Origin of the sequence: Cryobacterium aureum, assembly GCF_002954245.1 — a bacterium.
GTDB classification, from domain to species: Bacteria; Actinomycetota; Actinomycetes; order Actinomycetales; family Microbacteriaceae; genus Cryobacterium; species Cryobacterium aureum.
Window position 1 is genome coordinate 56,293 of record NZ_PPTG01000052.1, and the last position, 25,861, is coordinate 82,153.

Below are 25,861 nucleotides of genomic sequence, written 5' to 3' on the forward strand. Positions count from 1 at the left end.
GGAGGCCGCACAATCGTGGATACGCTCATCTAGTAACTTGAGTCCGCACCGGCTCCCACGATGCTAATTTACGTCAGGAACACATGATGTCCTTCGGCCAGGCTATATCGACCGTTTTCAGCAAATACGCGAAGTTTGATGGGGTTGCCAGTCGTTCTGAGTACTGGTGGTGGACTTTGTTCAATGTTGTCGTGTCCGCCGTTCTCGGTGGCATCGACATCGCGATCAATGGTCAACAAGATATCGCCGTGCTGCAGACACTGTGGGGATTAGCCGTACTACTCCCGTCTCTCGCCGTCGGCGCGCGTCGGCTGCGTGATGCGGGGTATTCTTGGGGATTTCTGTTTCTCGCGCTCATCCCGTTCGCAGGAGCAATTATCGTGATCGTGCTGTTGTGTCAGCCCAGTACAGTGAGCGCGGCAACACAAAATTCTTACGTTGCCTCCGACACTTAGCAGGGCGCGCGGGCGTGGTCAGTTCGGGCCGATTCCTGCACCCAGGGCAGCGATGGACGTAGCATCTCCGACGGATCCGTGGGCGGTAGCATTCGAGTATGCCTGTGCGCCGCGATCTTGACGAGCGCCTCGCGGAACACCTTGACTGGCTTCGGGCATCCGCTGCACGGTTTGATGCCGGTACTACCTCAGAGGCGAAACGCATAGCGACTTCTGTTCGCACTCTTGTTCACACAACCGAAGTGTCCACGTCTCTGCTCACTCAGATGAACCTGCGGGATTCGATGACCTGGCTTTCCGCAGTTGAAATGGTGCGGCCCGATGGTTTGCCCCACACAGATGGCCTGTGGGTATCACTTCCGAATATGCCGGGATTCGAACCCATCCGAGGCCTGCCCAAATACACGACCAGTTTCGAAAGTTGGTGGTATGGAAGTCTTGGAGCGATCGGAGGAGTGGAACTCAGTCGTAGTTATTTCGTCTTACACGCGGCCAACATAGACGGGGGCGCTCACGTCGATCCTCACATCCCCGACCATTACAAGGACCTCAGCCGGCTGGGCGGCCTCAAACCCGTTCGAATAAACAGCGCGGGCAACCCATATCCGGACTCATCAGATCCCACTCCGAGCGCGCTAAGAACGATCTGCACCGAAATCGTCGTTTCCATTGAGGAAGCGAAATGGTGAACCATGATGCGCGTAAACGGGAGGGGGTCTCATGCCCGTAGCTGACTGTGAAAGGGCGTTCGCGCTGGCGGCGGCGGCCGATGGAGTCGTGTTAGCGCGCGCTCGCGTGCCTTGGTTGAACCAGCGCGGTCATCTCGGGGTTCCAGATGCCGCAGCATCGGTCCGTGGGATCCTCGACACGATATTTGCTTCTCTGGGCGGGCATCATGAGGAGCAGAACGCAAAACGACTTACCTCCCTTCCGGGCGACTTCATTCACGCCGAGAGCGGTACGTTCATCGAAGTGGACGAGTCTCAGCACTTCACGAGTTTTCGGCTGCTCAGCCTCGAGCTGTACCCGATGAACGTGCCTCTGGGCTTTGACCTCGTCGAGTATCGAGCCCTTTGCCGGGCATGGGCCGAGCGGTCGGACAAGTACAGAAAGTACAAAGCCGCGGTTGGCTTTGGCGATGGGGGTAGGCAACGTCAGCGTGCCTACCACGACGCACTTCGTGACCTGGTGGCACCAGAGATGGGCATCCACCGGTCATTCGGGTGGCTGCGCCCGACCGAGACGGGGCTGCCGCCTACCAGCGAGTCCGCGACAGGCTTCAGGGCTTTAGAAGGGTTGGCTGATCGCCATTGCCCGAGGGCGCCGTTGGCCCTCTATTGCACCAGTCTGGCGCGCCGGGAGGAGGCAGGTCGACGTCGAGGTGGATGCCGTCGCGAGTCAGCGATGTACCGGCCACGCGAGAGAATGGGGCTATGGCATCTGAGCTCGCTCGAATCATCCGATCCGTCGTCGACGGCACCACGGTCGGTCCCGAGGAGATCCGAGTGGTGCTGGCCGGAGATGGCGAAGCCGCGATTGCTCTGGCCGATCTCGCACAGCGGGTCGATGCCCTTCGTCAGCGAAGCGCTGAACTTCGCGGTGTGATGTCGTCAACGCGTGATCTTCTTGCCATCCCCGACGCCGACCTCATGCTTCAACGGATCGTAGATCGCGCTCACGAGCTGATGAAGGTCGACGTCACCTATCTTTCTGTCTACGAACCAGTCCGAGACGAGTTGTATGTGCGCGCGGCGACGGGCACTATTTCACCACGATTCTTTGGAATGGTGGTGCCCGCAGGCATCGGACTTGCGAGCCTGGCCGTACGAACGCAGCACCCGCAATGGGTTGAAGACTATTCAACCCATACCGCTGTGCCGCACGACCCCACGATCGATGAGGTCGTCGGTGAGGAACAGCTGCGTGGGCTACTTGGTGCACCTCTGGTCGTCAAGGGCAAGGTTCTGGGCGTGCTCTTTGCGGCCACCCGTTCACCGCACGCGTTCCGACCGGACGAGATCGCGCTCCTGTCCGCGTTCGCTGCACATGCGGCCCTGGTTCTCCACCTCGCGCAACTGCTGCGGCAGGCGACGGATGCAACGGCTGAAGCCGCATCGCGTCAGAGAGAGGCCGAGTGGGCTGCGAGCTTGCACGGAGAGCTCACACAACTCGTCGTGGACGGTCATGATGCGGAAGCCGTTGTGGGCGCGCTCACGGAGGCCCTCGGGCGTGATGTCACTCTTGTTTCCGATGGGGGAGTGTTGCGATCTGCGGAAATCGATCCGTTCGCTGATCCAATTTTGCGGGCTGCGGCCGCTGAGGCAGCGGTAAGTGGGCGCAGCGTCGTCATACCAACCGGGGGGATCGAGCTCGTCGTCTCGATTATCGCCGCGAGTTCGCGATCGGAATCCATGCTTATTGCGCGAGGTGAGCATCCGCTCACACCGGTCGAACGTCGCACGGTGGAGCGGTCCGCGCTCACGGCTGCGCTCGTCATGCTGCGGCGGAACGCCCTCGCCGATGCTGAGGAATGGGTGCGAGGCGAGGTCGCCACGGAAGTCCTGGAAGGGGCGGCAAACCGAGTTACGGGCCTGCGTCGAGCTGCCGCGCGTGGTTACCCGGTCGACCGATCGTGGGTGATGGTGGCCCTTCCGTGCGATCCTGACGCGCGTCCTCGCCTCCTCGCTCGCCTGCGTATTCGTACTGACTGGCTGGTGGCACCGGCTCCCCTCGGCGTCACGGTGCTAGCCCCCATGATGACCGATGGGGAGGCTGAGGAAACCGAGGCGCTGGCGACGGCGCGAAAGGTTGGGGACTTCGCTGGTCCTGGATCGGGGTTGGTGGTTGCATCGGGGCGGGCGTCGTTGGAAGAAGCGGCTGTCGCGGCTCCCGCAATCTGGCAGACGGCCCAGCTCGCCCGCGGCCTTGGCATCAACACCGGCGTGATCGATGCGGCAACCCTGGCACCGTACAGTCTGCTTTTTGAAGGCGACGGCGGTCGAATCGCTGCATTCGTGGACAGCATGCTCGCGCCGGTTATCGCGTGGGACAGTTTGCACGGCTCGGACCTGCTGAAAACGCTCGCCGTGCTGTTTGATGAGCGCTGGTCACTGGCCTCGGCAGCACGCACTCTGCACGTCCACCTGAACACTGTTAAGCAGCGGATGCAGCGCCTTCGCGTGCTCCTCGATGAGGACCCCGACCAACCCGAGGCACGGTTCCGACTGGAGCTGGCCGTGCGGATTGAGCGCGCCCGGCAGGTTGCGCAGCGAGCCTCAAAAAGCTGACTAAGCCGCAGCCACGACGGCTGAAGGTGATGAATTGGACATGAACAAGGGGTGCACTGTGTCTGATATGGACCTCGTCGGGGTTTTCGCCGGATGGTTAGCTTGCTGAATCGGTGACGAAGTAGTCACCCGGAAGGACAGCAACGTGGCTAGTACATCTCGACTCAGCGGACTCCGCAATATCAGCGTCGACGAGCGACGGGCCGCCGTCGCCGAGGCGATCGGTGGCGATATCGACCTGACGCCTCTGGCGGGCGATGGCCTCAGCATTGAGCAAGCAGACCGGATGATTGAAAACGTCATCGGTCAGATCGGTATCCCCGTCGGAGTGGCGACCAACGTCATTGTCAACGGCCGCGACGTGCTCGTGCCGATGGCCACGGAGGAGCCTTCCGTCGTCGCGGCGGTCTCGAACATTGCCCGGATGGCACGGCGTTTCGGCGGCATCGTCACCACGTCAACCGAGCCGCTCATGCAAGCCCAGGTGCAGCTGCTCGACATCGCCGACCCGCAGGGTGCGCGTGCACGTATTCTCGAGGCGAGGGATGAGATCCTTACCCTCGCGAACGAGCAAGATCCCATGCTCGTGCAGGTGGGTGGTGGCGCGCGCGACCTCCTCGTCCGCACGATCCACGGCATTCTCGGCGACCACCTCGTCGTACACCTCGTCGTAAATGTCGGCGACGCCATGGGCGCCAATGCCGTCAACACGATGGCAGAGGCCATCGCGCCGCGCCTCGCGGAGATCGCACGGGGCCGATCTCTACTGCGCATCCTGACCAATCTTGCTGACCTACGCGTCACCCGTGCGCGCGTAGCCATCCACCCCGATGAGATCGGCGGATCGGAGGTCGTGGCGAACATGGTCACCGGCGCCAATCTCGCCTACGACGACCCGTACCGTGCGGCTACGCATAACAAAGGGATCATGAACGGCATCTCCGCCGTCGCGCTCGCCACCGGCAATGACACGCGCGCCGTTGAGGCGGGAGCACACTCCTACGCCGCACGCGATGGGCAGTACCGAGCCTTGTCGCGCTTTGAACAGGACGCCGATGGAAACCTCGTGGCCACACTGGAGCTTCCGATGGCGGTCGGCCTCGTCGGGGGAGCGACCAAATCGCATCCCGCCGCCCGCGCTGCTGTCGCAATGACCGAAGTATCCACTGCGCGCGAACTCGCCGAGATCATTTCCGCCGTGGGGTTGTTGCAGAACGTTGCCGCGGTTCGTGCTCTCGCTGCTGAAGGTATTCAGCGCGGTCACATGGGACTGCACGCGCGCAACGTTGCAGTCGCTGCCGGCGCAGTGGGTGCGGAAGTGGATGCTGTCGCTGCTGCTTTGGTCGCGCGGCGTGCGGTTCGCTCCGACATCGCGGTTACGGTGCTCGCTGAGCTTCGTGCCTCAGAATGACCAGCACTCGTGAGTTAGGCCTGCCGACAGTTTCCCGGCAGGAGGGACTGGCAGATGAGGTCGAGATCTGGGAGGTCGCCCCGCGCGATGGGCTCCAGGCCGAGAAGGCTCTTGTCGACGTCGACACGAAGGTTGAGCTCATCCAGCGCCTCGTTCGTGCTGGCGCGTCGGTCATCGAGGTCGGCAGTTTCGTGCGCGCCGACCGCGTGCCACAAATGGCCGACTCGGCAGACGTCTTCGAGCGAGTGAAGGATCTGCCCGTTCGCACACCGGTTCTCGTGCCCAACGTTCGTGGATATGAACTTGCCCGCGAAGCTGGGGCATCCGACATCGCGGTCTTCCTCAGCGTGACCGAGTCGTTCTCGCAAGGGAACCTCGGCGCGTCGCGCGAGCGGATGGAGCAGTCTGTCCTGAATGTCGTCGCGCGGGCGAAGGCCGACGGTGTTCGCGTCCGCGGCTACTTGTCCATGGTGTTCGGAGATCCCTGGGAAGGATCTGTTCCCATCGAAGATGTACTCCGGCTTGCCGTCGCAATGCGATCATGGGGTATCGAAGACCTTTCCCTCGGCGACACCATCGGTGTGGCTACGCCGGGGCAGGTCAAGCATCTGGTCAAGTCGCTCGTTGGGGCGGGCGTACCAACGTCCTCGCTCGCTTTACATTTGCACGACACCTACGGCATGGCTCTCGCGAACGTCTATGCGGGACTTGAGGAAGGTGTGCGCATCTTCGACGCCGCTGCGGGCGGCGTGGGTGGATGCCCCTTCGCAAAGTCCGCGACCGGAAATCTCGCCACTGATGATCTCGTCTGGATGCTGAACGGGCTCGGCATTCGAACCGGCATCGATCTCGATGCACTAACTGAGACGAGCGCATGGTTGTCACACGCTCTCGCAAAGCCCACAACGTCTCGAGTCGCAATGGCGCTGACGCGATAACGAAAGGAACCACAGCAATGGCACAACACTATTTGGAGGTGTGGGGGGACACAGTAGACAGCCGGCATTTGATCGGCTCCATCGGTCTGGGTATCGGCATTGCCGTGCCCATCTACCTCCTGGCGGACTGGGGATTCGATGTCTTGACCGGAGGTGACGTCCTTGCGCACTCCTACGCCCTCGTCGCCGGCCTCGGCGCCTGCGTGCTCGCGGCCGTGGTTGCAGCTCGTCTGTTCAAGCCCAAGCGCATCATTCAGATCGGCACAGCTCACCGGGGGTCCCGCGAGGCGGCGATGGATGCAATCGAAGAAGAGATGGGCTTGCTCGGCAACCCAGACGAGCTCTCACCGTCGGCTTTGGCCGAGGTGAAGGAGCTCGGTCTGTATGAGGATCTCCGCGCCCAGCACGAGAAGAACCAGCGCAACGCAGCCAAAGCCGAGGCTCAGTAATGGAAGGCTTTCTTGAACCAGCGCTCTGGGCGCTCGGAATGGCAGTCATTGGTGCGGTCGTCTTCGGCCTCCTCGGACTGGTTTCCGGGACTGATGAAACGGCCACCATCGCGCCCCTCACTCTGCTGGTCATTCTCGTTGGCGTCCCGCCGGAAGGTGTCTTCGCCTTCTTCATGGCGGCGATCTCGGCAAAGCACATCACGCATGCGATTCCAACCACGCTCCTCGGCATACCAGGCGACACCATGGCGGCGCCACTGCTGCGCGATGCGCAAATGCTCCGTGAGCTCGGAGTTCCGCACATCGCACTGCGCAAAGCGATTTCCGGCGGCGCGGTAGCAGCCGTCATCGCAGTCCCGATGGCCGTCTTCTTCGCCTGGGTGATCACGCCGTTCTCGGGTCAGATCGGCGCCGTTGCTCCTTGGCTGTTCTTCGCGGCCGCCGGGCTCATCGCTGTACTGTCGAAGGGCCGTTGGGCAGCACTGATCGCCCTTCTTCCTTTCGTTCTCATCGTGGTCGGTTTGCAGAACTTTGCGATCGACGCGCTCGGCAAGGGGCTTTCGATCAGCTTCTTCCTGGGCATTGCCATCGGGCCCCTGATCGCAGACCTCTTTCTCGCAGCGAGCCCCGCCGGTCGCGCGACGCTCAAGCGGGACGCGCCGCGTACATTTGAGCTGGCAGCGGATGTGCGCACCTGGAAGGGACGGATGCCCAATCCGTTGCGAGTTCTGGATCGCGCCCAGTTGGGCAGCACTGCCGGAGCCGCCGTGGTTTCAAGCGCGACGTTCGTGTTCTCGCCCGTTGCGATGACCGTGATGATGGGTGAGCTGTTTGGCCGTCGGATCAAGAATGGCTACCAGCGCCTCACGACCATGATGGCAGTGAAGAACGGAACGACAGAGTCGACCTACATTGCCGAAACCCTCATCCCGCTCATTGCGATCGGTCTTCCGCTGTCACCGATGGCTGCAGGACCGGCAAACCCGTTGTTCAATGCACCACCGGTTTTCACCCTCAACGCCGAGACCGGTGCGACGAACAACCTGCACGACATGCTGGACCCGTGGCAGTTCCTGGTCATCGGTTTAGCAGCAGTTCTCATCGGACTAGTCATTACATATCCGTTCGCGATGACGCAAGCGCACCGCGCGGCATCCTGGATCATGCGGAAGGTTTCGCACGAAGCGATCATCGGAGCCTTCGCTGGGCTCATCGCTGTGATCTGCCTCTACGAAGGCGGGATCATTGCGTTGTTCGTTGCGATCACCATTGGTCTCGTTGGTGGATTGCTGAACAAAATTTTCAGCATGCACACGGGTGTGCAGTTCATGGGCTACTACGTTGCGGTGCTGACGGTGCCGGCCATTACAGCCCTGTTCGCAGGCTGATTCGACAGACGGAGCCGCCATGCTCAGATGGGTGGCGGCTCCTTAGCATCCTCGCAATTGTGCTGCGAGCAGTTCGCGCCGATGTAGGCTCCGTGAGCCTCCTAAACGCCGTCCCTGCTTTTCAGACGACAGCATCCAAGTGGACGATTCTGCCTGCGCCGGTCGGAGCTCTTTAAGTCAGCCGGAATCAACGGGGGCGTAGAAGCTGGCCTCAGCCTTACGCCGCTTGGCGACGTCGTCGACGACGAACTGCACGAAGTCCTCGTCGCGGTCTCCGATGACCAGGTCTTCGACCGTGCCGACCGACGGTTCGCCCGGCCAAGCGGTCTGCCGAGTCGGCCGGTCGCGCCCCAGCCGCGTCCCCGAGATCGCGACCCAGTCGCGAAGTCGCTGGCGGGCATCCGCGAAGTCGCGATGCCAGCCGAGCGGGGCAGAGCCGTGCTGGTCGGGATCGTAGGCGCCGAGCCAGTGCAGGTGCAGCGCGGAGAGTTCCCAGACCAGCTCGGGGTGCCGGTGCCAGAACGGCGGCGCAACGGATGCCGGCAAACCGTAGGTGCGTCGCAGCCAGTTCACCCACCGGTTGAGTTCGATCCATTCGGCTTCGGCGTCGTCAGCGCTAAGCGGATTCCAGTTGATCGGATGCGGCGGCTCGGCCGTGAGAGGGCCGTCGAGGTCGTCCAACGAGCTCGCTCCGAAAGCGTTGTCGTGATCACCGGATGCCCACTCCACCAGGGACCCTACCATTGCTGCTTCACCGCCCTGATCCGGCGTGAGCCGCTTCTGTCTCGTGGACGAGTGCCGTGTGCGCGGCCTGTGCGCTGTCCGAAGCAGAGCGATGAGCTCGGTCCACCTGATAGTTAGTGCGCGCGAGGTCATGGCCGATATTCTTGGCGACGAACTCTTCGCGCAGGATGGCGTCACCGTCGCGCAGGACTTGAAAGGTGCGCACGTAGCCTTCGGCGACGAAGCTGTCACCCTTAGCAAAAAGGGTGAGCGCCCGATCGGCGGTGGCACGGTAGGCGACGATGTCGTGGAAGGTCGGCTCAAGCGCGGTGAAGTTGCCGTTGTCTTCGCGGAGGAAGTGAGGCTGGCCGATGCGCGAGTAGAAGCGGGTGTCGCCGTTTTCGGTCAGGGATTGCTGCGGATCTGAGGCGATGAAGCCGGAGAGCGATTGCTGGGTGTGAAGTGTCATGGGACCGAACCTCCTGTTGGGTGGACCTTGTTGGACCGCGCTCACTGGGAGGTGCACTTAGCGCACAACCATTTATGCACAAATCCTTGCATACTTACTTTATTCACTGTAAAAAGTAAGTATGTCGTTTCTACTGCAGGCTCCCGCCCCGTCTGGCCGCGACGCCCTCCGCCAGATTCGGGTAGAAGCCATCTTTGCCACCCTGCTGGCGAAAAGCCCCCTGGCGCGCACCGAACTAGCAGCACTGACCGGCTACAGCCCCTCAACGGTCACCGGCATTATTCACGACCTCTCAGAGGCCGGCTATGTGCGCGTTGTGGGCCAGGTTGAGTCCAACGGCGGTCGCCCGCGCACCCTCATTGAATTTGACCGCACCTCCATCACCATTGCCGTGGTGGGCGTGCGCGCCAACAGGGTGTGGGCCCAGCTCGTCGACCTCAATGCCACCCTCATCGACAGTGTAGAACGCGATTTTAATGCGGAGCAGCCGCTGATTGACGCCACGGCGGCCATCGCCGAACTCACCGCACGGGCCAAGCTCCCTCCCTCGCGCGTGGTGCTCTCCCTCCCCGGTGTGGTGGGGCGAGACGGCTCAGCCACGCTGGCACCTGCCTTCGGCGCGGTCTCCCACATTGTTCTTGCCGATGCGCTCGCCGAGCTTGTGCTCCTGCCGGTGACGGTAGAAAACGACGTAAACCTCATTGCCCTCGGCGAGCGCCAGGCTGGCGCCGGCAACGGCGTGGACGACCTGGCCGTCATCCATATTGAAGAAGGTATTGGCGCAACGATAGTTATTGGCGCTCGCGTACTCGATGGCTCCTCACGTTCGGCGGGAGAAATTGGTTTTCTGCCCTACGGCCCCGAATCGGCCCACCGCAGCGAACGCGGCGAGTTCGAGGCCCGGTGGGGCACCGGTGGAATAGAACTGCAAGCGCGTGAGCGCGGACATGCCCTCGACCCCGGCAACCCTATAGCCGACCTCTGCTCGCGCACCGACGCGCCCGCCGTCGCCTTGTTGCACGAGGCAGTCAGCGCCTGGGCCTACGCCGCCGTGGTGTGTGTGTGCGTGACCAACCCGCAACGAGTGATCTTCTCGGGAGATGCCGTTCACCTTGATGAGCCGGCGCGAACGCTACTCATCGAACGCGTTCTCACCGGTGTGCCCTCTCCCACCGACGTAAAATTTGCCACCCTCGGCGAGCGGTCCATGCTGCACGGCGCCGTGGCCACGGTGCTGACCAAAGCCGCCGATCTTTTGTCCTCTGCACTGTCAGCAGCACCGTCTCGCGGAGAACTCCAGCGCTAACCGACCACCTGATTTCTGCACCGAATGTTTACCAAAGGAGATAATCATGCATTCACCTCGACTTCGCACCGCCATTTTTGCCGGTGGTGTTGCCCTTACGCTGGGGCTCACCGGCTGTGGACTCGGCGCCACACCGCAAGACGGCTCGGGTGATTCGGCGGGCGGCAACACGCTCACCATTTACACCGCACGTGACAAGGGCCTGGCCGACTCGGTCGTGGCCGATTTTGTGGCCGCTAACCCCGATTTTGAGGGCAACGTTGAGGTGCTCACCCTGGGCGCCCAGGAAGCTCTCGAGCGTATTCGAGCCGAAAAAACCAACCCGCAGGGTGATATCTGGTGGGGTGGCACCAGCCAGCAGATGCAGCAGGCGGCCTCCGACGGGGTGCTCTCGGCAGCACCGCAGTCTGTGATCGATGCCGTACCCGCGGCGTCTCGCGACGCCGACGGACTCTGGGTGGGAGAGATGAAACTTGCCGAGGTGATCGTGTACAACCACGACATGCTCAGCGCCGCCGACGCTCCCAAAGACTGGGACGATCTCATTGCCCCGGCGCTGAACGACCAGATTGCTATTCGCGATGTGGCCGCCAGCGGAACCATGCGCAGCATCTACTCCGCCATGATCGATCAGAGATTTGATGAGGCCGGCAGCCCCGAGGCCGGCTACGACTGGCTGCGCGCCCTCGACGCAAACACCAAGGTGTACGCGGCCAACCCCACCGACCTGTACCTGCGCCTCACTCGCCAAGAAGCAGCGGTGACAGCGTGGAACCTGCAGGATGTGATGCTGCAGATTGAACAGCAAAACGCCCCATACACCGCTGTTGTTCCCACCTCGGGCGCGCCCATGCTGGTAGACGGCGTGGCCAAAATCGCCGACGGCCCGTCATCGGCTGGCGCAGACGCCTTTCTGGAGTTTCTCCTGAGTGAACCCACCCAGACCACGCTGGCGGAAACCTACTTTCAGATTCCCTCGATTGAGTTGGCCACCGAGCCCTCCTGGCTGGCCGACCTCAACCTGAAGGAAATGGATGTGGACTGGTCTCGCGTAGCGGAAAACGAGACCGCCTGGATTGACTACTGGGCCACCAACATTAAGGGCCAGAACTAACAACCGATAGCGGTGGGCGACACTTTCGCCCACCGCACTGCCACCAACGACGCCGGCGGAGCCGAAATGACACGCGTTTTACTCGACAACATCAGCAAGACCTACCCCGGGGTAGCGCCGTCGGTTGCCGGACTCACCCTAAACATTGCGGAAGGGGAACTCTTCACCCTGCTCGGCCCCTCGGGCTGCGGCAAGTCGACCACACTGCGTATGGTGGCTGGTTTCGTGCAGCCAACTGGTGGCCGCATCCTTTTTGACGATACCGACGTAACCAACGCCGCGCCCAACCGAAGAAACACCGGCATGGTATTTCAAAACTACGCCCTCTTTCCCCACCTCACCGTGGCCGGTAACGTGTCGTATGGCTTGAACGCACGTAAGGTGACCGCGGCCCAAAAACACTCGCGCATTGACACAGCGCTCAGCCAGGTAGGCCTCGACGGTTACGGTGACCGCCGTATCGACATGCTCTCAGGGGGCCAACAGCAGCGCGTGGCCCTGGCCCGGGCGCTTGTTATTCGTCCCTCGGTGTTATTGCTCGACGAACCGCTCTCTAACCTCGACGCCAAACTGCGCGAAGAAACCCGCACCGAGATTCGGGCCACGCAGAAAGAGGCCGGAATTACCTGCCTGTACGTTACTCACGATCAGGCCGAAGCGATGTCAATGAGCGACCGCATTGCTGTGCTAGAGGCCGGCGAAGTTCACCAGGTTGCCAGCCCGCGAGACGTGTACCATCGCCCCGCCACGGCCTTTGTGGCCCGGTTCATTGGCCGCTCCAACGTCTTCACGAGTGAGGTCGTGGCTATAGAAAGCCACACGGTGGTGGTTCGCCTCGGCGAGGGTACCATAGTCAAGGCGCCCATTGTGGCCGATACGGCCTCAGCCAGCGCCACGGTAGGTATGACCACCGCCGTGTCCCTGCGGCCTGAAGCCATTAGCCTCACCGTGAACCCGGTAACTGTGGGGAGCCATGAGCTCACCGGGCGCGTACTCACCGCCGAGTTCACTGGCGCTGTAAATATTTACGAAGTTGATTGGCACGGTCAGACCCTGGTGGTCTCGGTGCCCGGCGCCCTCGACCGCGCCGACCCGGGAGATACGGTAGCGATGGCACCGGCCCAGGGCCTGGTGTGGATGGTGCACCCATGACGCTGATGCAGCGCCTCTCCCAGCGCCGCTCGGGGCTCACCTCCTCAGACCGGTTTGTGTACTGGATCTCAGTACCACTCATTCTGGTTCTGCTCGTTTACATTGTCTTTCCCATGCTGGCCACAGCCATAACCAGCGCCGAGGGCGGCGGCGAAGCCTACGGCGGCTTCATTAGCGGCAGCTCGGGCAAAGCGCTCGGCCTCTCGGTCGGCATCTCTCTGGTCTCCGTGTTCACCACCTGCGTGATTGGCACTGGACTGGCCGTACTGCTCACCCGGTTCGACTTTCCGGGCCGCCAGGTGCTGCGCATCTTCGCCCTGCTGCCCATGGCGTTGCCGCCACTAATTGGCGCAGTGTCGTTCTACTTTCTCTACGCCGAAAGCGGCATCATTCCGCGCTTTCTTGCCGCCTATTTTGGAGCGGATGCCGCAGCCGTCTCGGCCAACGGTGTAGCCGGCGTGATTTTGGTGCACAGCCTCACCATGTATCCCTACTTCTATCTGGCCGTGTCATCGGCGTTGAGCGGCTCCGATGCCTCGCTGGAAGAAGCCTCCCTCAACCTCGGCGCCTCCCGCTGTCGCATGTGGCGAACCGTTATTTTACCCATGCTCACACCGGCGCTGGTCTCGGGCGCGCTGCTCACATTCATGGTGTCGATGGCCTCCTTTACCGCGCCCCAGTTTTACAACGTGCAAACGCTCACCATGCAAATTGTCGCCTCCCGCACGAGCGGTGCCTACTCCACCGCCGCAGCACAATCGGTGGTGCTGTCGGTCGTCTCCATCTTGTTTTTGCTCATTATGCGCTGGTACCAAAACCGTCGCGTGTACCGCAGCCTGTCCAAGGGCACCCCGCAGTCGCTGACCGTTATTCAAGGCTTTATCCCGCGGTCGGTGGCCGCCATCGGCTCGCTGATTATTGTGGTCATCCTCATGGCCCCGGCCGCCACCATCGCCCTGCTGGCCTTCACGGTAGACGGCAGCTGGACCATCCAAATTTTGCCGCCGGAGTACACGCTCGGTAACTTTGCCAAAATCTTTGCCGACCCCGAGTCACTGCATCCCATTTTGGTCAGCACCCAGATGGCGTTGCTGGGAATGGTGGGCTGCGTGTTGGTGGGGGTTCTTGCCGCCTTCGTCGTCACCCGCTGGAGCGGGCCGGGCAAGGGCCTGCTCGATGTGATGGTGATGATTCCCTGGGCGCTGCCCGGCACGGTTATTGGCGTGAACCTGGTGACCGCCTTCGCCAGCCCCACCCCGTTTAACCTCGGGCAGGTGCTCATCGGTTCGCTGTGGATCTTGCCGGTCGCCTACTTCGTGCGCTTTCTCCCGCTGGTGTTTCGATCGGCCAACGCCGCCCTGGCCCAAATTGATCCATCGCTTGAGGAGGCCGCCCGCAACCTTGGCGCCGATACCCTGCGCGCTATTCGCACAATCACCGTGCCGCTCATGTCTCGCGGAATTCTGGCCGGCGCCCTGATGGCGTTCATTCAGGGTTTTGGCGAGTATGTTGCATCCGTTGTGATCTACCCCGCACAATTTGCACCCGTCTCGGTCGAGATTTACAACCGCATCTACTCCAATGAGTTTGGTACTGCGGCCGCCTACGGAACGCTGCAAATGGTACTTATCGTGATCGTATTGATCATCGCCCAGCGACTGGAGAAACCACGCGGCCAACGCGGCCTGCGACAGAAAGTGGCGACCAGAACAGCGCTTCCACTTCCCGTAATGAATACGTAGCAGCTCATACCCCCTCAACACGTATGACGACACAGAAAGCTCACGACTGACATGACCACTACTCACCGAACTGCCCTCAAAGATAACGCCGACCTGTCGATCTACTGGGACAACCACTTGCGTGATGCATTTATGGAATCGGCGCAATTCATTTATCCACCCATGGTGGAAGCGAGCCTCGCCCACGTGTTCATGCTGTCGCGGCAGGGCGTCTTACCAAAGGAGCGGGGGGTGCAGCTTCTTACCGGGCTTCTCGAACTGTGGAAGCAAACCACTACCGAAACGCAGGAGTTCGTCTTCGACGGCAGCGTTGAGGACCCCTACTATTACTTCGAGCAGCAGCTAGCCACCGCCTGCAACATCTCAACAGCCGAGCTTGATGTGCAGCTCGCCCGCAGTCGTAACGACCTCGATGCGGGTGCTTTTCGCATGGTCTTGCGCCGTCAACTGCTCGACCAGATTGATCTCGTCGTGCAGACCGCAGCGGATGCCGCCCGACTCGCAGCCGACACCGCGGACGCCGTGATCATTGGCTTCACCCACCGCCGCCCAGCGCAGCCCACGACGATTGGGCACGTTCTGGCCGGGCTCTCTGAAGCCCTGCTGAGCCAGGCCGACGAGATGCTGAGTGTGTACGACGAGCTGAACATTTCACCGCTGGGTTCCGCAGCTTTCGCTGGAACCGACCTCAACATTGATTCTGCACTGGTGGGTGAACTTCTCGGATTCGACCGGTCATTCACCTCGAGCTATGAGGCCGTCGCCGGCGCGGAACACTTTATGCGTCTGGCCGCCGTGCACGGTCGCGTCACTGCTACCGGAGCACGCTGGGCGCGCGTACTTCTGGAGTGGATGACGTTTCGTTGGGTGGAAACACCCACCGCGTTCACGCAAGGGTCATCGATTATGCCGCAGAAAAAGAACCCGGTGGTGCTCGAACATCTCGTGTCAATGGCTGGGGCGACTGCGGCCGATATGGCCGCGACCTATGCCAATATCGGTTCCTCTTGGTACGAAGACTCCAACAATGCCACCACAGATGTGCAGAAGCACCTCTGGCGTTCCGGAGAACGCGTGGTTCGCTTTGTTCGTTTGGTAGACGGGCTCTTCGAAAGCTTTCGCGTGCTGGAACTGCCAAGTGCCGAACAGATCGTTAAGTCGGGCGCAACAACCACCGCGGTTGCCGAGGCTCTCGCCGCTGAGGGTATTGCGTGGCGTAGCGCTCACCACGTTGTGGGGGACCTTGTAGCGGCCGCCGACCCCACGACGTGGACGACCACTGACGTGACGGCGGCATTTGAGCGTGCCAACATCCCCGTGACCGACGCCCTAGTCGACCTCACCCTGAAAGCGGGTGTCAACCCCAATTTCGTGTTGAACCGTTCCCAGCTTGGGGGCCCCGGCCGTGAGGCGGTTATGGCGACCGCACAGGAGTCATCGCTTCGCGCCGCTTCCGCCTCTGCCGAGAGCGCCGAGCGCCGAACCCACATTGACGGCACACGCCAGCGACTTCTCGACGTGGTGCAGGCCGCCGTCAGCTCAGACACATGGTGAACTCACGTTTTGCCGTTATCGGGAATACCAACCTCGACATTATGGTCGCAGATACGCGCGACCTTCCCGCGCCGGGTACGGAACGTATCGTGCCGAGCATCACTATGCGAGTGGGCGGGTCGGCAGGCAACCTCGCCATCCGCTGTGCAGGTCTGGGCCAGAAAACCACCCTGGTGAGCCGAGTCGGAAACGATGCTTCGACCACCCTGCTCGAAGCAGAGTTGTGTGACCCCAACCTGCAGCTCGTGTTCATTCGTGATGATCTGGAACCCAGCGCGATCACTGTGGCGGTCGAGTCGGTCGGACAGGATCGTGCCTTTCTCTCGTCGATGGGCGCGATGAAAAACATGACGACCGTCGATGTGCCCTCCGAGGTACTCACTGCCCGCTTTGTTGTTCTCGCCGGCTATTTTCTGCTCCCTGGCCTGCGCGGCCAGGCGGTCACCGCACTCTTTGAGCGCGCTCGAACGAGGGGTGCCGAAACCGTTCTCGACACGGGTTGGCCGCCGCAAGGCTGGACGAACGACGTCTGCGCCGAAGTGGTTGAGGCCTTGGCCGGCGTAGATGTGTTTCTGCCTAATGAAGATGAATTGCTCGGGTTGACTGGCGAAGCTGAAGTGCGGCCGGCGGCCCTGCAGCTTGCAGCACACACGAACACAATAGTTGCTGTCAAATGTGGAGCTCGAGGAGCGTCATTGGCGACCCCGGCTGGCCTGTGGATTGAAGAGGTCGCGTTGCCAACAGCAGTGGTCGATTCAACCGGTGCCGGCGACGGGTTCAATGCGGCCTTTTTGATCTCCATCGCCCGAGGCAGCGGCCTGCAGCAGTCTCTTCGACAAGCCGTTCGTTATGCCACGCAGTTAGTGGGCAGCACGGAGACAGACCGAGCATTGATTCAACTGGAACCCACTATTGCGTGAACCGGAGCTTGTCATGAAACCCACCGAGCTGTCTGGGCGGCCCACCGTGCAGGGCCTCTCGGTGGTGGATTTTCACGTGCACTTTCGCATGAATCATGATGAACTCACCCAAAGCTTGGCGGGAGGACAGTTTTCTGATTGCGGCCAGGGCGATAGCGCAGGGCAGCGTGCCGTCACGACCGCGACCGCCGCGACCTCGGCACGGTGGCGACGTTCGTGGGATTTTGCAGACCCCGAGGGTGCCGAACACGATCACGGTTGGCAGGCTGAAGCTGATCGTTGGGTGGCCGAACTGAGTGCGCATTCGGTGGAACACGCCAATTTCGTGACCGCTGGCGGAGACGCCAAAATGCATGAACTTGTGGCGCACGCGCCCCATCGATTTACTGGAATGGCGGCCATGAAAGATCCGTACGCCCCCGGGGCAGCCCAGGCTTTTGAAACCGCCATTGTGGAGCACGGTTTGGTCGGTTTGAAACTCTTCGCTCCCCTGATGTCTGAGCGCATCGACTCCACCGACGACGCGGTATGGCGGGTTGCAGCCCGGAACGGTGTTCCGATCGTCATTCACTTCGGGCACTGCGGCTCGGCAGGCGGTATCGCCCATAACGAGTTCAGCAATCCGGCATGGCTCGAGGCTGTCGCCAAGCGGTACCCCGAAATTACGTTCGTCATCCCGCATTTCGGCATTCAACATGTGCAAGAAGTATTGTTTCTCATGTGGGCCTGCCCCAACGTAGTCGTCGATACTTCGGGGTCGAACCAGTGGGTGCGCTACATGGCGAGCAAGCTCACCCTCGACGATCTGTTTCGCCGCTTTTATGAAACTATGGGCTCGGAGCGCATCGTCTTTGGCTCGGACTCCTCGTGGTTTCCGCGCGGCTTTGCCAGGCGCTACCTCGTCGATCAGCTCAGGATCTGCTGGGAGATGGGTATGACAGCCAGCGATCTGCAGAACATCTTTGGTGCCAACGCTGCACGCCTGCTCAAAATCGATGGCTGGATGCCCGCCGACCCGAGTCTGTCGGCGTAGGCGCGACGTCCGCTGGGCGGTGCAAGCACGGTCGAGAGAACCCTCTGGGTATCGTGCCTCCAATCCGCATCCGCGAAAGAGACACTCTCGGCATTCACTTCGCGAAGCGCGGGAGCTGCGCCCCAGCGGAATTTGTCGAGGTGAATGAGGCTAGCCTGAGTTTAGGCGGCTAGTTTCGTCTCCGTTTTGGCCTCGTCTTCTTCGACGGGTTTGTTGATCCAAACGGTCTCGTGAAGAGTGAGGATCTTGGGGTCCCGAGCTGTGCTGAATCGCTCCGGATGCTGAGCGCGGGCCGCAGCGAGGGGCGCTAAGCGTTCGAGGGCTTTGCCTGCGGCGAGGCCGTAATGGACGTCGGCCGGGGTGTTCAGCCCGATTCCGGTATGGCGGTGGTTCTCTGGGGTTACTGGGTTTCGAGAGACCTTGTGGGTTTTACTTTTCCTGGTCAGAGGCTTATTTGTCGTCGTAACGTGTGCGGCTACTGTCGTGCACGTGATCGATGGAAGAGTCAGGTTTAGCCCTTGCCGGTGTTGATTTGTGTCATGAATTCGCCGTTGGCGCCTCGGGCAGCGGCATGGTCTTGATCGCGTTGTTCGAGCTCTAGGGGTCTGGACATGGGCGGTGGGGCGGTGTTCCGGCTTCCCGGATTCGGGCGGTTTTGGGCTCCCCTGACGTAACCGTGGGTCCGTTGCGAGCGCCTTAACGGCCGCACGCCGCTCTCCGCTGAAAACGTTGGGCGCAACATCCGCTGATATTGGCCAGAGCGACGTGCCGTGGACGGTTCTGGCCGACCCGGAGGGGAATGTGTTCGGCGTTCTCGAACCCCGGGAGATCTATGCGGACACCGGCCCGATCGCCGCCGTGGTTGTCAGTTGTGCGGATCCACGTTCCATGGCCCGGTTCTGGAACGCGGCGACGGACTAGACCCTGCACGAGGTGACCGACGACATGGCGCGGCTGCGATCGGCTGCCGGGGTCGGTCCGTATCTAGAGTTCGTTCGCGTCCCCATTATCACCGTGTGGTTCCGCGTCCACCTCGACCTACGACCATACCCTCGTGATGATCGGGCGGCTGAGGTCGCCCGGCTGCGAACAATGGGTGCGATGGATGCTGACATTGGGCAAGGCGATGTGCCCTGGGCGGTTCTCACCGATCCCGAGGGAAACGAGTTCTGCGTCCTGACGCCGGGATAATCCCGTCGAGGGCGAGGTCACGCAAGTAGAGCGGATGCCCGCAGCTCGGTAACGAGACCCTCGTATGTGAGGGCAGTGTTCGGCTGGTCGTCATTCCGGCTCGACCGGCTCCGGCGTGGGCGCGTTTCGAGTGGGCGCTCACATCAACCCTTCGATTTTCTCACGGTTCGCGCGAAGCTCCTTGGCGTCGGGCCGAGCGGTCCACATCTGCAGGCTCGCGATGACGGCGGGGCCGCGCGCAGCATGATCAAACCTGTACGAAACAACAAAGTGCGGGTCGTGTCGGGCGGCATGATCGGGACTCGTCGGACGGAGCGTTGCGAAGAGCGTGAACCGCGATCCCCGATCGTCGTCGAGTCGGTCAGCTCGTCTCGGTCGCCGATCAGGGTGGAGAGGTCGTGCAGGTCTCGGGAGTTGGATCCGCCGAGCACGATCTTGACGATCGACGAGTCCCAGATGGTGCCGGCGGCGTTGTCGCTCCACTTCGTGCGGGCCTGCGCCAAGGACTGCAACACCGGCATGGTGGTGATGCCGGTGCCGCCGCCCTCCGCCATGAGGGTGGGCAGTGAGGGGAGTGGGGCTAGGTTGCCGATCTCATCTAGCGCCAGCAGCAGCGGCGGGTCGAGTCGCGCACCGGCGCTTCGGCGGCAATGCGGCGGGCGGTTTCGACGAGGTCCTCGACGAAAGCCGAGACCAGCGCCGCCGAGTTATTCGAGCCGGCACCGGTGGCCAGCAGGTAGAGCGTGCCGTTGCTGCGTCATGGTCATAGTTGGCCTGCCGTTTTCCGGAACCGGGTCACCGAGTTCGCAGATGATGACCAGACCGGTGACCGACAGCCGGGAAATGTCAAACGGGAGGCGCTGAGCGCGCCCACTACGCACCGATCTTCGTTGCATCGGTACGAATCGACCCCGCTCATGGCTATCCGTCATGCTGGCAGCTTAGGGCTTTCGCCGGTCCCGGGCGACGCAGCTGGCGAGCCACTCTGTGACCCGTCAATGCGACGTAAACCTGTTCCGTTCACCGTTCACCGTTCCGGCTACGGACGCCTGTGTGCGAGGCCGTGACGGGTACGCTGAGCGGTAAGAGGAGTGCGTGAGGGGGCATGGTGCTGCAAGAACTTTACATGATTTGCCATTTTGCGCTCGTTGTCGCCAGCCCGCATCTGACGTTGGGTCATCCGGTTTTCGTGATCGTGGTCGCCGTTGGAATTCTCCTGGGTCTCGCTGTGATCGTGGCCCTCTTGGTTTTCGTTGTGGCGCGGCAATTCGACCTGCGCGCGTCGTCCACGCAAAGCGGGGGAGCTCCGCCGCGTTCGCACTTCAAACCCCAGATATCGCGATGTGGCAGAGGCACTCCTATGCCGCGCGCCCCCACGAGTCAGACGCCCGTCGCCTGACCCTTGGTGGAGCACGTCCATTCAGCGTGCACCTCTCCTTCGGTAGCCGGCCGGCAGAGACAACTGTGCGCCGCTATCTATAGGAGAAATAATGCTAATGACATCAAGAGAGCCACGACTAGATCCACACCGGAATGTGCACTCGAGGCGAACGCAAAAATTCTTGACGCGTGCCTGGTGGAAACTTAATGACCTCGCAGCCGCGACGTATGTCGGGGCAGCCTCGCTGATCGGTTTCGAAGCCCTTGCGCTGATTCTCGTTTTCACCACCGCTTGGCCGATTGCCATCCCTTTCGTTGTCGGGCTGCTGGCGCTGCTCTTTTTCGCCCGCCGATTTCTCGTCCGACTCTGGTGCCTGATCCTGCCGGCTCGGTCTGGAAGCAAAAATCCCGAACTGGAGCGTGACGCGACTCGTATCGAATCTGAGAATGGAGCCTCTTGGTGAGGCGGCGTCAGAATGCCGTCCCGCTGAGGGTTGGCGAATTCAAACGGAACGGATGAAAGTCGCCGATCGACCGTTTGCGTGTCCCACTCGCCGTCCGGCGTGCGGGACACCGAATGGAGTTCGTTCAGCGCGAGCAATTCGATGTGGGGGTCGTCGAACTGGGTGACGGTGAGGACGAAGACGTCGACGTACGAGGGCCTGGGCCTGCGCCACCGAGAGACGGACCAGCACGGCACCTTCAAGCCGTCGGGCGACGACCGGAACGCGGGAGAGAACCCGAGCCAGGGGCGCGACGCGGGAGCCCCGGGCGAGGCCTCGGAGCCGTAACCGCCGAGCCCGCCGTCCTCAGCCGGGCGCCGGCTCGGCGCCGGCGGCGCGGTTGACCTCGGCCAGGCGCTGCTCCAGAAAGGCGCGCTCCGCAGCGTTCGCCGTGAGCTCCATCGCGCGCCGGTACGACTGAGCCGCGCCTGCGGCGTCGCCGAGGCGGCGCAGTAGGTCGGCGCGGGTGGCGGGAAGGTAGGGGTAGTCGGCGAGCCGGGGATCGGTCGCCAGCTCGTCGAGGAGCGGCAGGGCGGCGGCCGGACCGTCGGCGAACGCCACGGCGGCGGCCCGATTGAGCGCGACCACCGGGGTGTTCCACACCGCCAGCAACCGGTCGTAGAGGTGCACGACGCGCGGCCAATCGGTCTGCTCCAGGGACGGCGCCATCGCGTGCACGCCGGCGATCGCCGCCTGCAGGGTGAACCGCCCCGATGGGCCGGACGCCAGAGCCCCGGCCGTCACCGTGAGCCCCTCCAGAATCGCGCGCTGGTCCCAGCGCGTCCGGTCCTGATCGGCGAGCAGGAGCAGCCGGCCCTGCCCGTCGGTCCGGGTGGCCCGGCGCGCGTCGGTGAGGAGCAACAGGCCCAGCAGGCCGCGGGTCTCGGCCTGCTCGGGGAGCAGCGCGGCGAGGGTGCGAGCGAGGTGCAGGGCCCGGTCGCAGAGCTCCTCACGGACGAGCGAGTCCCCCTCGCCGGCCGTGTGGCCGGTGCTGAAGAGCAGGTGGACGGCGGTGAGCACGCTGTCCAGGCGCTCGGGCAGCTCCGCCCGGCCCGGAACTCGGTAGGGGATCCGCGCTTCGGAGATCTTCTTCTTGGCCCGGGTGATCCGTGCCGCCATCGTCGGCACGGACACCAGAAAGGTCCGGGCGACGTCGGGCGTGGGAACGCCGCAGACCAGGCGCAGGGTGAGGGCGACGCGGGCCTCGGGGGCGAGGGTGGGGTGGCAGCAGGTGAACACCAGCCGGAGCCGGTCGTCCGGCACCGCGGCGTCGGGCCAGTCCAGGTCGGCCGGGTCGTGCGGATCGACGGTTGCTGGCTCCACGAGCAGCGGGAGCTTGCGCCGGAGGGTGACCTCGCGACGCAACCGGTCCATCGCGTGGTTCCGCGCCGCCGTGGTCAGCCACGCGCCGGGCCGCTCCGGGACGCCGTCCCGGGTCCAGGCCTGCAGCGCGCTGACGTACGCCTCCTGCGCGCACTCCTCCGCGACGTCCAGGTCGCCCGCGACGCGCACCGTGGCGGACAGCACGAAGGCCCACTCGGAGCGGTGGGCCTGCGCCAGCGCGGCAGCGACCGCGTCCGCCAGCAGGGCGGACGCGGTCGGCTCGTCGCTGGGGGCGATCAGAACGGGTTCGTCGTCGGGTCCACGACCGGGCGAACCTCGACGCCGCCGCCGGGGACCGGGCACAGCTTGGCGATCTCGACGGCGTGGTCGAGGTCGCGCGCCTCGACGACGTAGTAGCCGCCGAAGGCCTCCTTGGTCTCGACGAACGGGCCGTCCGTCACCGTGCCGGCACCCTTGATCGTGGTGGCCGTCGTCGTGGGCGCGAGCGCCCCCCGCCCGTGAGGGACCCACCGAGCTCGAAGACCTGCTTGGTGAACGTGTTGTTCGCGTCGACCACCGCGCCCCACGCCTCGGGCGACATGTTCGCGTAGAACGCCGGGTCTTCGTAGATGAGGATTGCGTACTGGGACATGGAGCTGCCTCCTGCATTAGGTCGCGGGCCGGCCTGTCCGGCTCCGTCATTAACTACGACGAACGTCCTGCCGCCGGATCGACAGCTAGGCCAGGATTTTCTTCAAGATTTTTCCGCCGCCGCCGCCGCCGCCGCCGCGCGTGCCGGAGTCCGCTTTGCGTGCTGAAGTGCACTATAGCGGCCCCACCTGACGCTCCGTTTCGTGGCGGCGCGGTGCGAGCTCGGGGATTTCTTCGCCGTCGATGGAGTCGGTTTGGCTGACGTCGAACACGCTGAGGATCGGAAAGTAGGGGCGGCGTTCTTCCTCGCCGTCCTCGCCTTCGATCCGCTTGGTGCCGTAGCCGTAGCCGAAGATCTTGATCGCCCGTTCGCCCGTTCGCACCTGTCGGCCGCGCTCCTGCCATTGGCGGAATCCTGCGACGCGGCTCGCGTTCGGGCGCTGGGACAGGATCAGTAGAATGTTGTTCAGGCTGTAGTTGTGGAACCCTGGTGGCGAACGTGAGGAACAGCGCCCATCCTTCGGTGCTGGTCAGTTCCTCGAGCTGCGAGCCGATTGACTTGTGCAGCTGGTCGGCTTCCGCGCGGCGCTCGTGGGCGCGGTGATCCCCCCGAGATCGGCAACAATGAGCTGCTTGCCGTCACGGGTAGCGAGGTGAGCGATGCTGGTGGACTCCATCTCCCTGTTGTAGGGCGCGCGGTCAGGAATGGTGGACCCCTCTCGCGCAGCACGTCCTGCTCGGCCTCGACCTGCTCACGGCGGGTGCGGTGGTCGCGCTGGCGCTGAACTTCGTTCCAGACCTGGTCCGATGCGTCCTCTGCGCGCTGCACGAACGACGTGACGGCTTTCAGGTCGTCCTCGACCCTGTTGACAGATTCCTTCCGTTAAGTAACACCTGTCCCAATGCAACGGGAATGCTGCAGCTTCGGTTTGCTCGGTTCCTTCATTCCGCCAGTGCCGCGGTTTGGTCCATGCAGGACTTGATCTCGATCGGGTTCAACTTGTCGAGGCGTCGTTGACGGCGGCGGCGGCAGACGAGCTCCCTCACGGCCGTTCAGCATTGTACGCACGCCGCGCCGGGCGAGCTTGAATTCGTCCACGACGGCAGGGCGCGACCCTCGGGCTCGAGGACGCCCAGTCTGACCCACGATCGTGGCGTCGAGGGTACTAATATCGCAACCACTAATCCGGTCGGCGGGCAAGTTAAGGAAGCGCCCACGCTCAGGCAATCACCGACCGCCGTGGTGGTGCGCTCCGGGAGTTGAACGAGTTCAGCATGCGTCCAGTTGACGGTTATAAGGCCTTCGTGGGGCTTGAAGGTGATATCACCATCAGATATCATGAAGGTAATAAGACCGTGGAGAGGAGGGTGCTATGGCTGCACGTGGAGAAGTGAAGGGCCCTGAGGGTCTTGGCCGGATGCTGCAGCAGGGCCGTCTCGTGAGCGGTCTGACGCAGCGCGATCTCGCGGAGAGGTTGGACACCGACCAGAAGTACATCTGGGGCTTGGAATCCGGCAAGAACACTATCGTGCTCGAGCGCATCTTTGCGATCATGCGCGAGACCGGTGTTCGCATGTACATGGAGGTTGATCCAGGCACCGACGAGCCCCAAGACGACGTTGTGGACGAACCCCGTGGGTGACTTGCGCGTCGAACTCTACGGCGAGCTCGTCGGGCATCTGGTCGGAACGGACCGTCGCACGTTTGATTTCGTCAGGGAAAAAAATGCGATCGAGACCTTTGGGCGCGGCAGCACGATCCTCTCCGCGTCGGTGCCATTCGATCTGGTCAGCAACCGTAGCCGGGCAGCGCGAAGACGCAACTTCTTCGCCGAACTCCTGCCCGAGGGTACTGCTCTCGACAACCTCGCCGCTGAAATCAGAGTCTCCACCGACGACACCATTGCGCTGTTGGCGCGGTTCGGCCGCGATGTCGCCGGAGCCATCCAGATATACGATCCAGAGGCTACGGGGGAGCCGCGCACGCCCGCCATAGCGCTGGTTGACGCGGCCGAGGTTGGCCGGATGCTCACCAATACCCAAACCGCTCCGCTTGGCAACCGACCGAAGTCCGGCCGCACCTCTCTGGCCGGCGTCCAAGACAAGATCGTGCTCGCACGACAGGATGACCACTGGTTTCAGGTCCTCGAGGGGCACCCGTCGACCCACATCATCAAGCCACCGTCGGTACGCTATCCGACCATAACCTTCGACGAGGAATACGGCTTCCGCGCTGCCAAAGCGGCTGGCCTCACCACGCTCAACACGTGGATTGAGAACTTTGGCGGAGTCCCCGGCCTCGTGATCGAGCGATATGACCGATCACGGCACGCCCCGCAGGGACGCATTCACCAGGAAGACATGAACCAAGCTCTCGGCGCATCAAAGAATGAGAAGTATCAAGAGTTCGGCGGCAAGGTCTCCCTCAAGCGGATAGCGGATGTCCTCGGTCGCGACGGCGACCGCGCTTCCGTCGAGCAACTCCTCCGACTCCTGACCGTCTCGCAGGCCGTTGGCAATCTCGATATGCACGCCAAAAACATCAGCATGCTCCACCTCTCGGATGGCAGCACGAGGATCACCCCGGCCTACGATGTTGTTCCGCAGACGCACCTCGACAGCGACGGAAAAATGGCGCTGGCCATCAATCGAAAATACAGCCACGCCGCTATCACTCTCGATGACCTCATCGTCGAAGCCGAGGCGTGGAAGGTGCGCGCTCCCCGGTTGATCATCACGTCCGCGCTAGATGAGTGAGTCCTAATCGGTTGGTAGCACGCCAACCGCTCAGTCCGATCGGACTTTTCCCGCGTGGGCGCTGTTAATCGAAGGCGGAGGGTGTTAAACCCAGTGTGTGAAAACAGACCTCAAC

24 protein-coding genes and 5 pseudogenes are annotated in these 25,861 nt (G+C 62.6%); 21 read left to right on the plus strand and 8 right to left on the minus strand.

The window, feature by feature from the left end; genetic code table 11:
- Positions 1-83: 83 nt before the first annotated feature.
- The 8 genes and pseudogenes from CJ028_RS20440 (at position 84) to CJ028_RS20470 (ending at position 7,928) form a co-directional block, all read left to right on the plus strand.
- Positions 84-455 carry a DUF805 domain-containing protein gene (locus tag CJ028_RS20440; protein WP_240607495.1) on the plus strand — a complete coding sequence of 124 codons (372 nt, stop codon included), beginning with the start codon at positions 84-86 and terminating at the stop codon, positions 453-455.
- A 98-nt stretch (positions 456-553) separates the two neighbouring features.
- A complete protein-coding gene (locus tag CJ028_RS20785) occupies positions 554-1,144 on the plus strand; it encodes a hypothetical protein (protein WP_129590564.1) in 591 nt (196 codons plus the stop codon).
- Between the two features lie 31 nt (positions 1,145-1,175).
- A pseudogene (locus tag CJ028_RS22125) lies at positions 1,176-1,499 on the plus strand (hypothetical protein); the annotation flags it as partial.
- 389 nt (positions 1,500-1,888) lie between these two features.
- A complete protein-coding gene (locus tag CJ028_RS20450; protein WP_161499039.1) occupies positions 1,889-3,742 on the plus strand; it encodes a helix-turn-helix domain-containing protein in 1,854 nt (617 codons plus the stop codon).
- A 145-nt stretch (positions 3,743-3,887) separates the two neighbouring features.
- Positions 3,888-5,153 (plus strand): hydroxymethylglutaryl-CoA reductase, degradative, encoded by a 1,266-nt coding sequence (locus CJ028_RS20455; RefSeq protein ID WP_105037040.1) that lies wholly within the window; start codon positions 3,888-3,890, stop codon positions 5,151-5,153.
- Complete coding sequence (locus CJ028_RS20460; protein WP_105037041.1) at positions 5,150-6,091, plus strand: hydroxymethylglutaryl-CoA lyase; 942 nt, start codon at positions 5,150-5,152, stop codon at positions 6,089-6,091. The genes CJ028_RS20455 and CJ028_RS20460 overlap by 4 nt, the downstream gene beginning before the upstream one ends.
- Positions 6,092-6,108: 17 nt before the next feature.
- The gene (locus CJ028_RS20465; RefSeq protein WP_105037042.1) at positions 6,109-6,540 is read left to right on the plus strand and encodes a hypothetical protein; all 432 of its coding nucleotides are present in this window, start codon (positions 6,109-6,111) and stop codon (positions 6,538-6,540) included.
- On the plus strand, positions 6,540-7,928 hold the full coding sequence (locus CJ028_RS20470; RefSeq protein ID WP_105037043.1) for a tripartite tricarboxylate transporter permease: 1,389 nt from the start codon (positions 6,540-6,542) through the stop codon (positions 7,926-7,928). The genes CJ028_RS20465 and CJ028_RS20470 overlap by 1 nt, the downstream gene beginning before the upstream one ends.
- Before the next feature lie 177 nt (positions 7,929-8,105).
- Here the strand turns inward: CJ028_RS20470 and CJ028_RS20475 are convergent, their stop codons facing one another.
- Both CJ028_RS20475 and CJ028_RS20480 read right to left on the minus strand, forming a co-directional pair.
- On the minus strand, positions 8,106-8,672 hold the full coding sequence (locus tag CJ028_RS20475) for a hypothetical protein (protein ID WP_105037044.1): 567 nt from the start codon (positions 8,670-8,672) through the stop codon (positions 8,106-8,108).
- A 7-nt stretch (positions 8,673-8,679) separates the two neighbouring features.
- The gene (locus tag CJ028_RS20480; RefSeq protein ID WP_105037045.1) at positions 8,680-9,120 is read right to left on the minus strand and encodes a single-stranded DNA-binding protein; all 441 of its coding nucleotides are present in this window, start codon (positions 9,118-9,120) and stop codon (positions 8,680-8,682) included.
- Positions 9,121-9,241: 121 nt separating this feature from the next.
- Between CJ028_RS20480 and CJ028_RS20485 the strand changes: the two genes are divergently transcribed.
- The 7 genes from CJ028_RS20485 (at position 9,242) to CJ028_RS20515 (ending at position 17,941) form a co-directional block, all read left to right on the plus strand.
- Positions 9,242-10,426, plus strand: coding sequence for an ROK family transcriptional regulator (locus tag CJ028_RS20485; RefSeq protein WP_105037046.1), 1,185 nt, complete (start codon positions 9,242-9,244; stop codon positions 10,424-10,426).
- A 46-nt stretch (positions 10,427-10,472) separates the two neighbouring features.
- A complete protein-coding gene (locus CJ028_RS20490) occupies positions 10,473-11,540 on the plus strand; it encodes an extracellular solute-binding protein (RefSeq protein WP_105037047.1) in 1,068 nt (355 codons plus the stop codon).
- 66 nt (positions 11,541-11,606) lie between these two features.
- Positions 11,607-12,692, plus strand: a complete 1,086-nt coding sequence (locus CJ028_RS20495) for an ABC transporter ATP-binding protein (RefSeq protein WP_105037063.1) — start codon at positions 11,607-11,609, stop codon at positions 12,690-12,692.
- Complete coding sequence (locus CJ028_RS20500) at positions 12,689-14,434, plus strand: ABC transporter permease (RefSeq protein ID WP_105037048.1); 1,746 nt, start codon at positions 12,689-12,691, stop codon at positions 14,432-14,434. The genes CJ028_RS20495 and CJ028_RS20500 overlap by 4 nt, the downstream gene beginning before the upstream one ends.
- 51 nt (positions 14,435-14,485) lie before the next feature.
- Positions 14,486-15,988, plus strand: coding sequence for a lyase family protein (locus CJ028_RS20505; RefSeq protein ID WP_105037049.1), 1,503 nt, complete (start codon positions 14,486-14,488; stop codon positions 15,986-15,988).
- On the plus strand, positions 15,982-16,908 hold the full coding sequence (locus CJ028_RS20510; RefSeq protein ID WP_105037050.1) for a carbohydrate kinase family protein: 927 nt from the start codon (positions 15,982-15,984) through the stop codon (positions 16,906-16,908). Before CJ028_RS20505 ends, CJ028_RS20510 begins: the two co-directional genes overlap by 7 nt.
- Positions 16,909-16,921: 13 nt before the next feature.
- Complete coding sequence (locus tag CJ028_RS20515; protein ID WP_205684125.1) at positions 16,922-17,941, plus strand: amidohydrolase family protein; 1,020 nt, start codon at positions 16,922-16,924, stop codon at positions 17,939-17,941.
- A gap of 161 nt (positions 17,942-18,102) precedes the next feature.
- Here the strand turns inward: CJ028_RS20515 and CJ028_RS21630 are convergent.
- Positions 18,103-18,330: pseudogene (locus CJ028_RS21630) on the minus strand (IS3-like element ISAar44 family transposase); the annotation flags it as partial.
- A gap of 325 nt (positions 18,331-18,655) precedes the next feature.
- On the opposite strand from CJ028_RS21630, the pseudogene CJ028_RS21635 reads away from it, so the two are divergent.
- Together CJ028_RS21635 and CJ028_RS21640 are read left to right on the plus strand one after the other, a co-directional pair.
- A pseudogene (locus CJ028_RS21635) lies at positions 18,656-18,862 on the plus strand (VOC family protein); the annotation flags it as partial.
- Positions 18,863-18,886: 24 nt separating this feature from the next.
- Positions 18,887-19,132, plus strand: a complete 246-nt coding sequence (locus CJ028_RS21640) for a VOC family protein (protein ID WP_240607514.1) — start codon at positions 18,887-18,889, stop codon at positions 19,130-19,132.
- Positions 19,133-19,270: 138 nt separating this feature from the next.
- On the opposite strand, the pseudogene CJ028_RS20525 reads toward CJ028_RS21640, so the two are convergent.
- Positions 19,271-19,889, minus strand: a pseudogene (locus CJ028_RS20525) (type IV secretory system conjugative DNA transfer family protein); the annotation flags it as partial.
- A gap of 805 nt (positions 19,890-20,694) precedes the next feature.
- On the opposite strand from CJ028_RS20525, the gene CJ028_RS20535 reads away from it, so the two are divergent.
- Both CJ028_RS20535 and CJ028_RS20540 read left to right on the plus strand, forming a co-directional pair.
- Complete coding sequence (locus tag CJ028_RS20535; protein ID WP_105037052.1) at positions 20,695-20,976, plus strand: hypothetical protein; 282 nt, start codon at positions 20,695-20,697, stop codon at positions 20,974-20,976.
- A gap of 78 nt (positions 20,977-21,054) precedes the next feature.
- Positions 21,055-21,303, plus strand: a complete 249-nt coding sequence (locus tag CJ028_RS20540; protein ID WP_105037053.1) for a hypothetical protein — start codon at positions 21,055-21,057, stop codon at positions 21,301-21,303.
- Positions 21,304-21,321: 18 nt separating this feature from the next.
- Here CJ028_RS20540 and CJ028_RS20545 read toward each other — a convergent pair whose 3' ends face one another.
- The 4 genes and pseudogenes from CJ028_RS20545 to CJ028_RS20555 form a co-directional block, all read right to left on the minus strand.
- A complete protein-coding gene (locus tag CJ028_RS20545) occupies positions 21,322-22,542 on the minus strand; it encodes an RNA polymerase sigma factor (protein WP_105037065.1) in 1,221 nt (406 codons plus the stop codon).
- 92 nt (positions 22,543-22,634) lie between these two features.
- Positions 22,635-22,799 carry a YciI family protein gene (locus tag CJ028_RS21645; RefSeq protein ID WP_240607497.1) on the minus strand — a complete coding sequence of 55 codons (165 nt, stop codon included), beginning with the start codon at positions 22,797-22,799 and terminating at the stop codon, positions 22,635-22,637.
- Positions 22,796-22,990: a YciI family protein gene (locus CJ028_RS21650; protein WP_240607499.1), complete on the minus strand. Its 195-nt coding sequence runs from the start codon at positions 22,988-22,990 to the stop codon at positions 22,796-22,798. Before CJ028_RS21650 ends, CJ028_RS21645 begins: the two co-directional genes overlap by 4 nt.
- A gap of 172 nt (positions 22,991-23,162) precedes the next feature.
- A pseudogene (locus tag CJ028_RS20555) lies at positions 23,163-23,465 on the minus strand (ArdC family protein); the annotation flags it as partial.
- An 897-nt stretch (positions 23,466-24,362) separates the two neighbouring features.
- On the opposite strand from CJ028_RS20555, the gene CJ028_RS20560 reads away from it, so the two are divergent.
- Positions 24,363-24,632: a helix-turn-helix domain-containing protein gene (locus tag CJ028_RS20560; protein ID WP_105037055.1), complete on the plus strand. Its 270-nt coding sequence runs from the start codon at positions 24,363-24,365 to the stop codon at positions 24,630-24,632.
- On the plus strand, positions 24,625-25,746 hold the full coding sequence (locus CJ028_RS20565; protein WP_105037056.1) for a type II toxin-antitoxin system HipA family toxin: 1,122 nt from the start codon (positions 24,625-24,627) through the stop codon (positions 25,744-25,746). Before CJ028_RS20560 ends, CJ028_RS20565 begins: the two co-directional genes overlap by 8 nt.
- Positions 25,747-25,861 lie beyond the last annotated feature (115 nt).

Coding starts and splice junctions, on each gene's coding strand:
- CJ028_RS20440 (WP_240607495.1), top strand. CDS start 84: ATGATGTCCTTCGGCCAGGCTATATCGACCGTTTTCAGCAAATACGCG.
- CJ028_RS20785 (WP_129590564.1), top strand. CDS start 554: ATGCCTGTGCGCCGCGATCTTGACGAGCGCCTCGCGGAACACCTTGAC.
- CJ028_RS20450 (WP_161499039.1), top strand. CDS start 1,889: ATGGCATCTGAGCTCGCTCGAATCATCCGATCCGTCGTCGACGGCACC.
- CJ028_RS20460 (WP_105037041.1), top strand. CDS start 5,150: ATGACCAGCACTCGTGAGTTAGGCCTGCCGACAGTTTCCCGGCAGGAG.
- CJ028_RS20465 (WP_105037042.1), top strand. CDS start 6,109: ATGGCACAACACTATTTGGAGGTGTGGGGGGACACAGTAGACAGCCGG.
- CJ028_RS20470 (WP_105037043.1), top strand. CDS start 6,540: ATGGAAGGCTTTCTTGAACCAGCGCTCTGGGCGCTCGGAATGGCAGTC.
- CJ028_RS20475 (WP_105037044.1), bottom strand. CDS start 8,672: ATGGTAGGGTCCCTGGTGGAGTGGGCATCCGGTGATCACGACAACGCT.
- CJ028_RS20480 (WP_105037045.1), bottom strand. CDS start 9,120: ATGACACTTCACACCCAGCAATCGCTCTCCGGCTTCATCGCCTCAGAT.
- CJ028_RS20485 (WP_105037046.1), top strand. CDS start 9,242: ATGTCGTTTCTACTGCAGGCTCCCGCCCCGTCTGGCCGCGACGCCCTC.
- CJ028_RS20490 (WP_105037047.1), top strand. CDS start 10,473: ATGCATTCACCTCGACTTCGCACCGCCATTTTTGCCGGTGGTGTTGCC.
- CJ028_RS20495 (WP_105037063.1), top strand. CDS start 11,607: ATGACACGCGTTTTACTCGACAACATCAGCAAGACCTACCCCGGGGTA.
- CJ028_RS20500 (WP_105037048.1), top strand. CDS start 12,689: ATGACGCTGATGCAGCGCCTCTCCCAGCGCCGCTCGGGGCTCACCTCC.
- CJ028_RS20505 (WP_105037049.1), top strand. CDS start 14,486: ATGACCACTACTCACCGAACTGCCCTCAAAGATAACGCCGACCTGTCG.
- CJ028_RS20510 (WP_105037050.1), top strand. CDS start 15,982: ATGGTGAACTCACGTTTTGCCGTTATCGGGAATACCAACCTCGACATT.
- CJ028_RS20515 (WP_205684125.1), top strand. CDS start 16,922: ATGAAACCCACCGAGCTGTCTGGGCGGCCCACCGTGCAGGGCCTCTCG.
- CJ028_RS21640 (WP_240607514.1), top strand. CDS start 18,887: ATGGCGCGGCTGCGATCGGCTGCCGGGGTCGGTCCGTATCTAGAGTTC.
- CJ028_RS21650 (WP_240607499.1), bottom strand. CDS start 22,990: ATGTCCCAGTACGCAATCCTCATCTACGAAGACCCGGCGTTCTACGCG.
- CJ028_RS20560 (WP_105037055.1), top strand. CDS start 24,363: ATGGCTGCACGTGGAGAAGTGAAGGGCCCTGAGGGTCTTGGCCGGATG.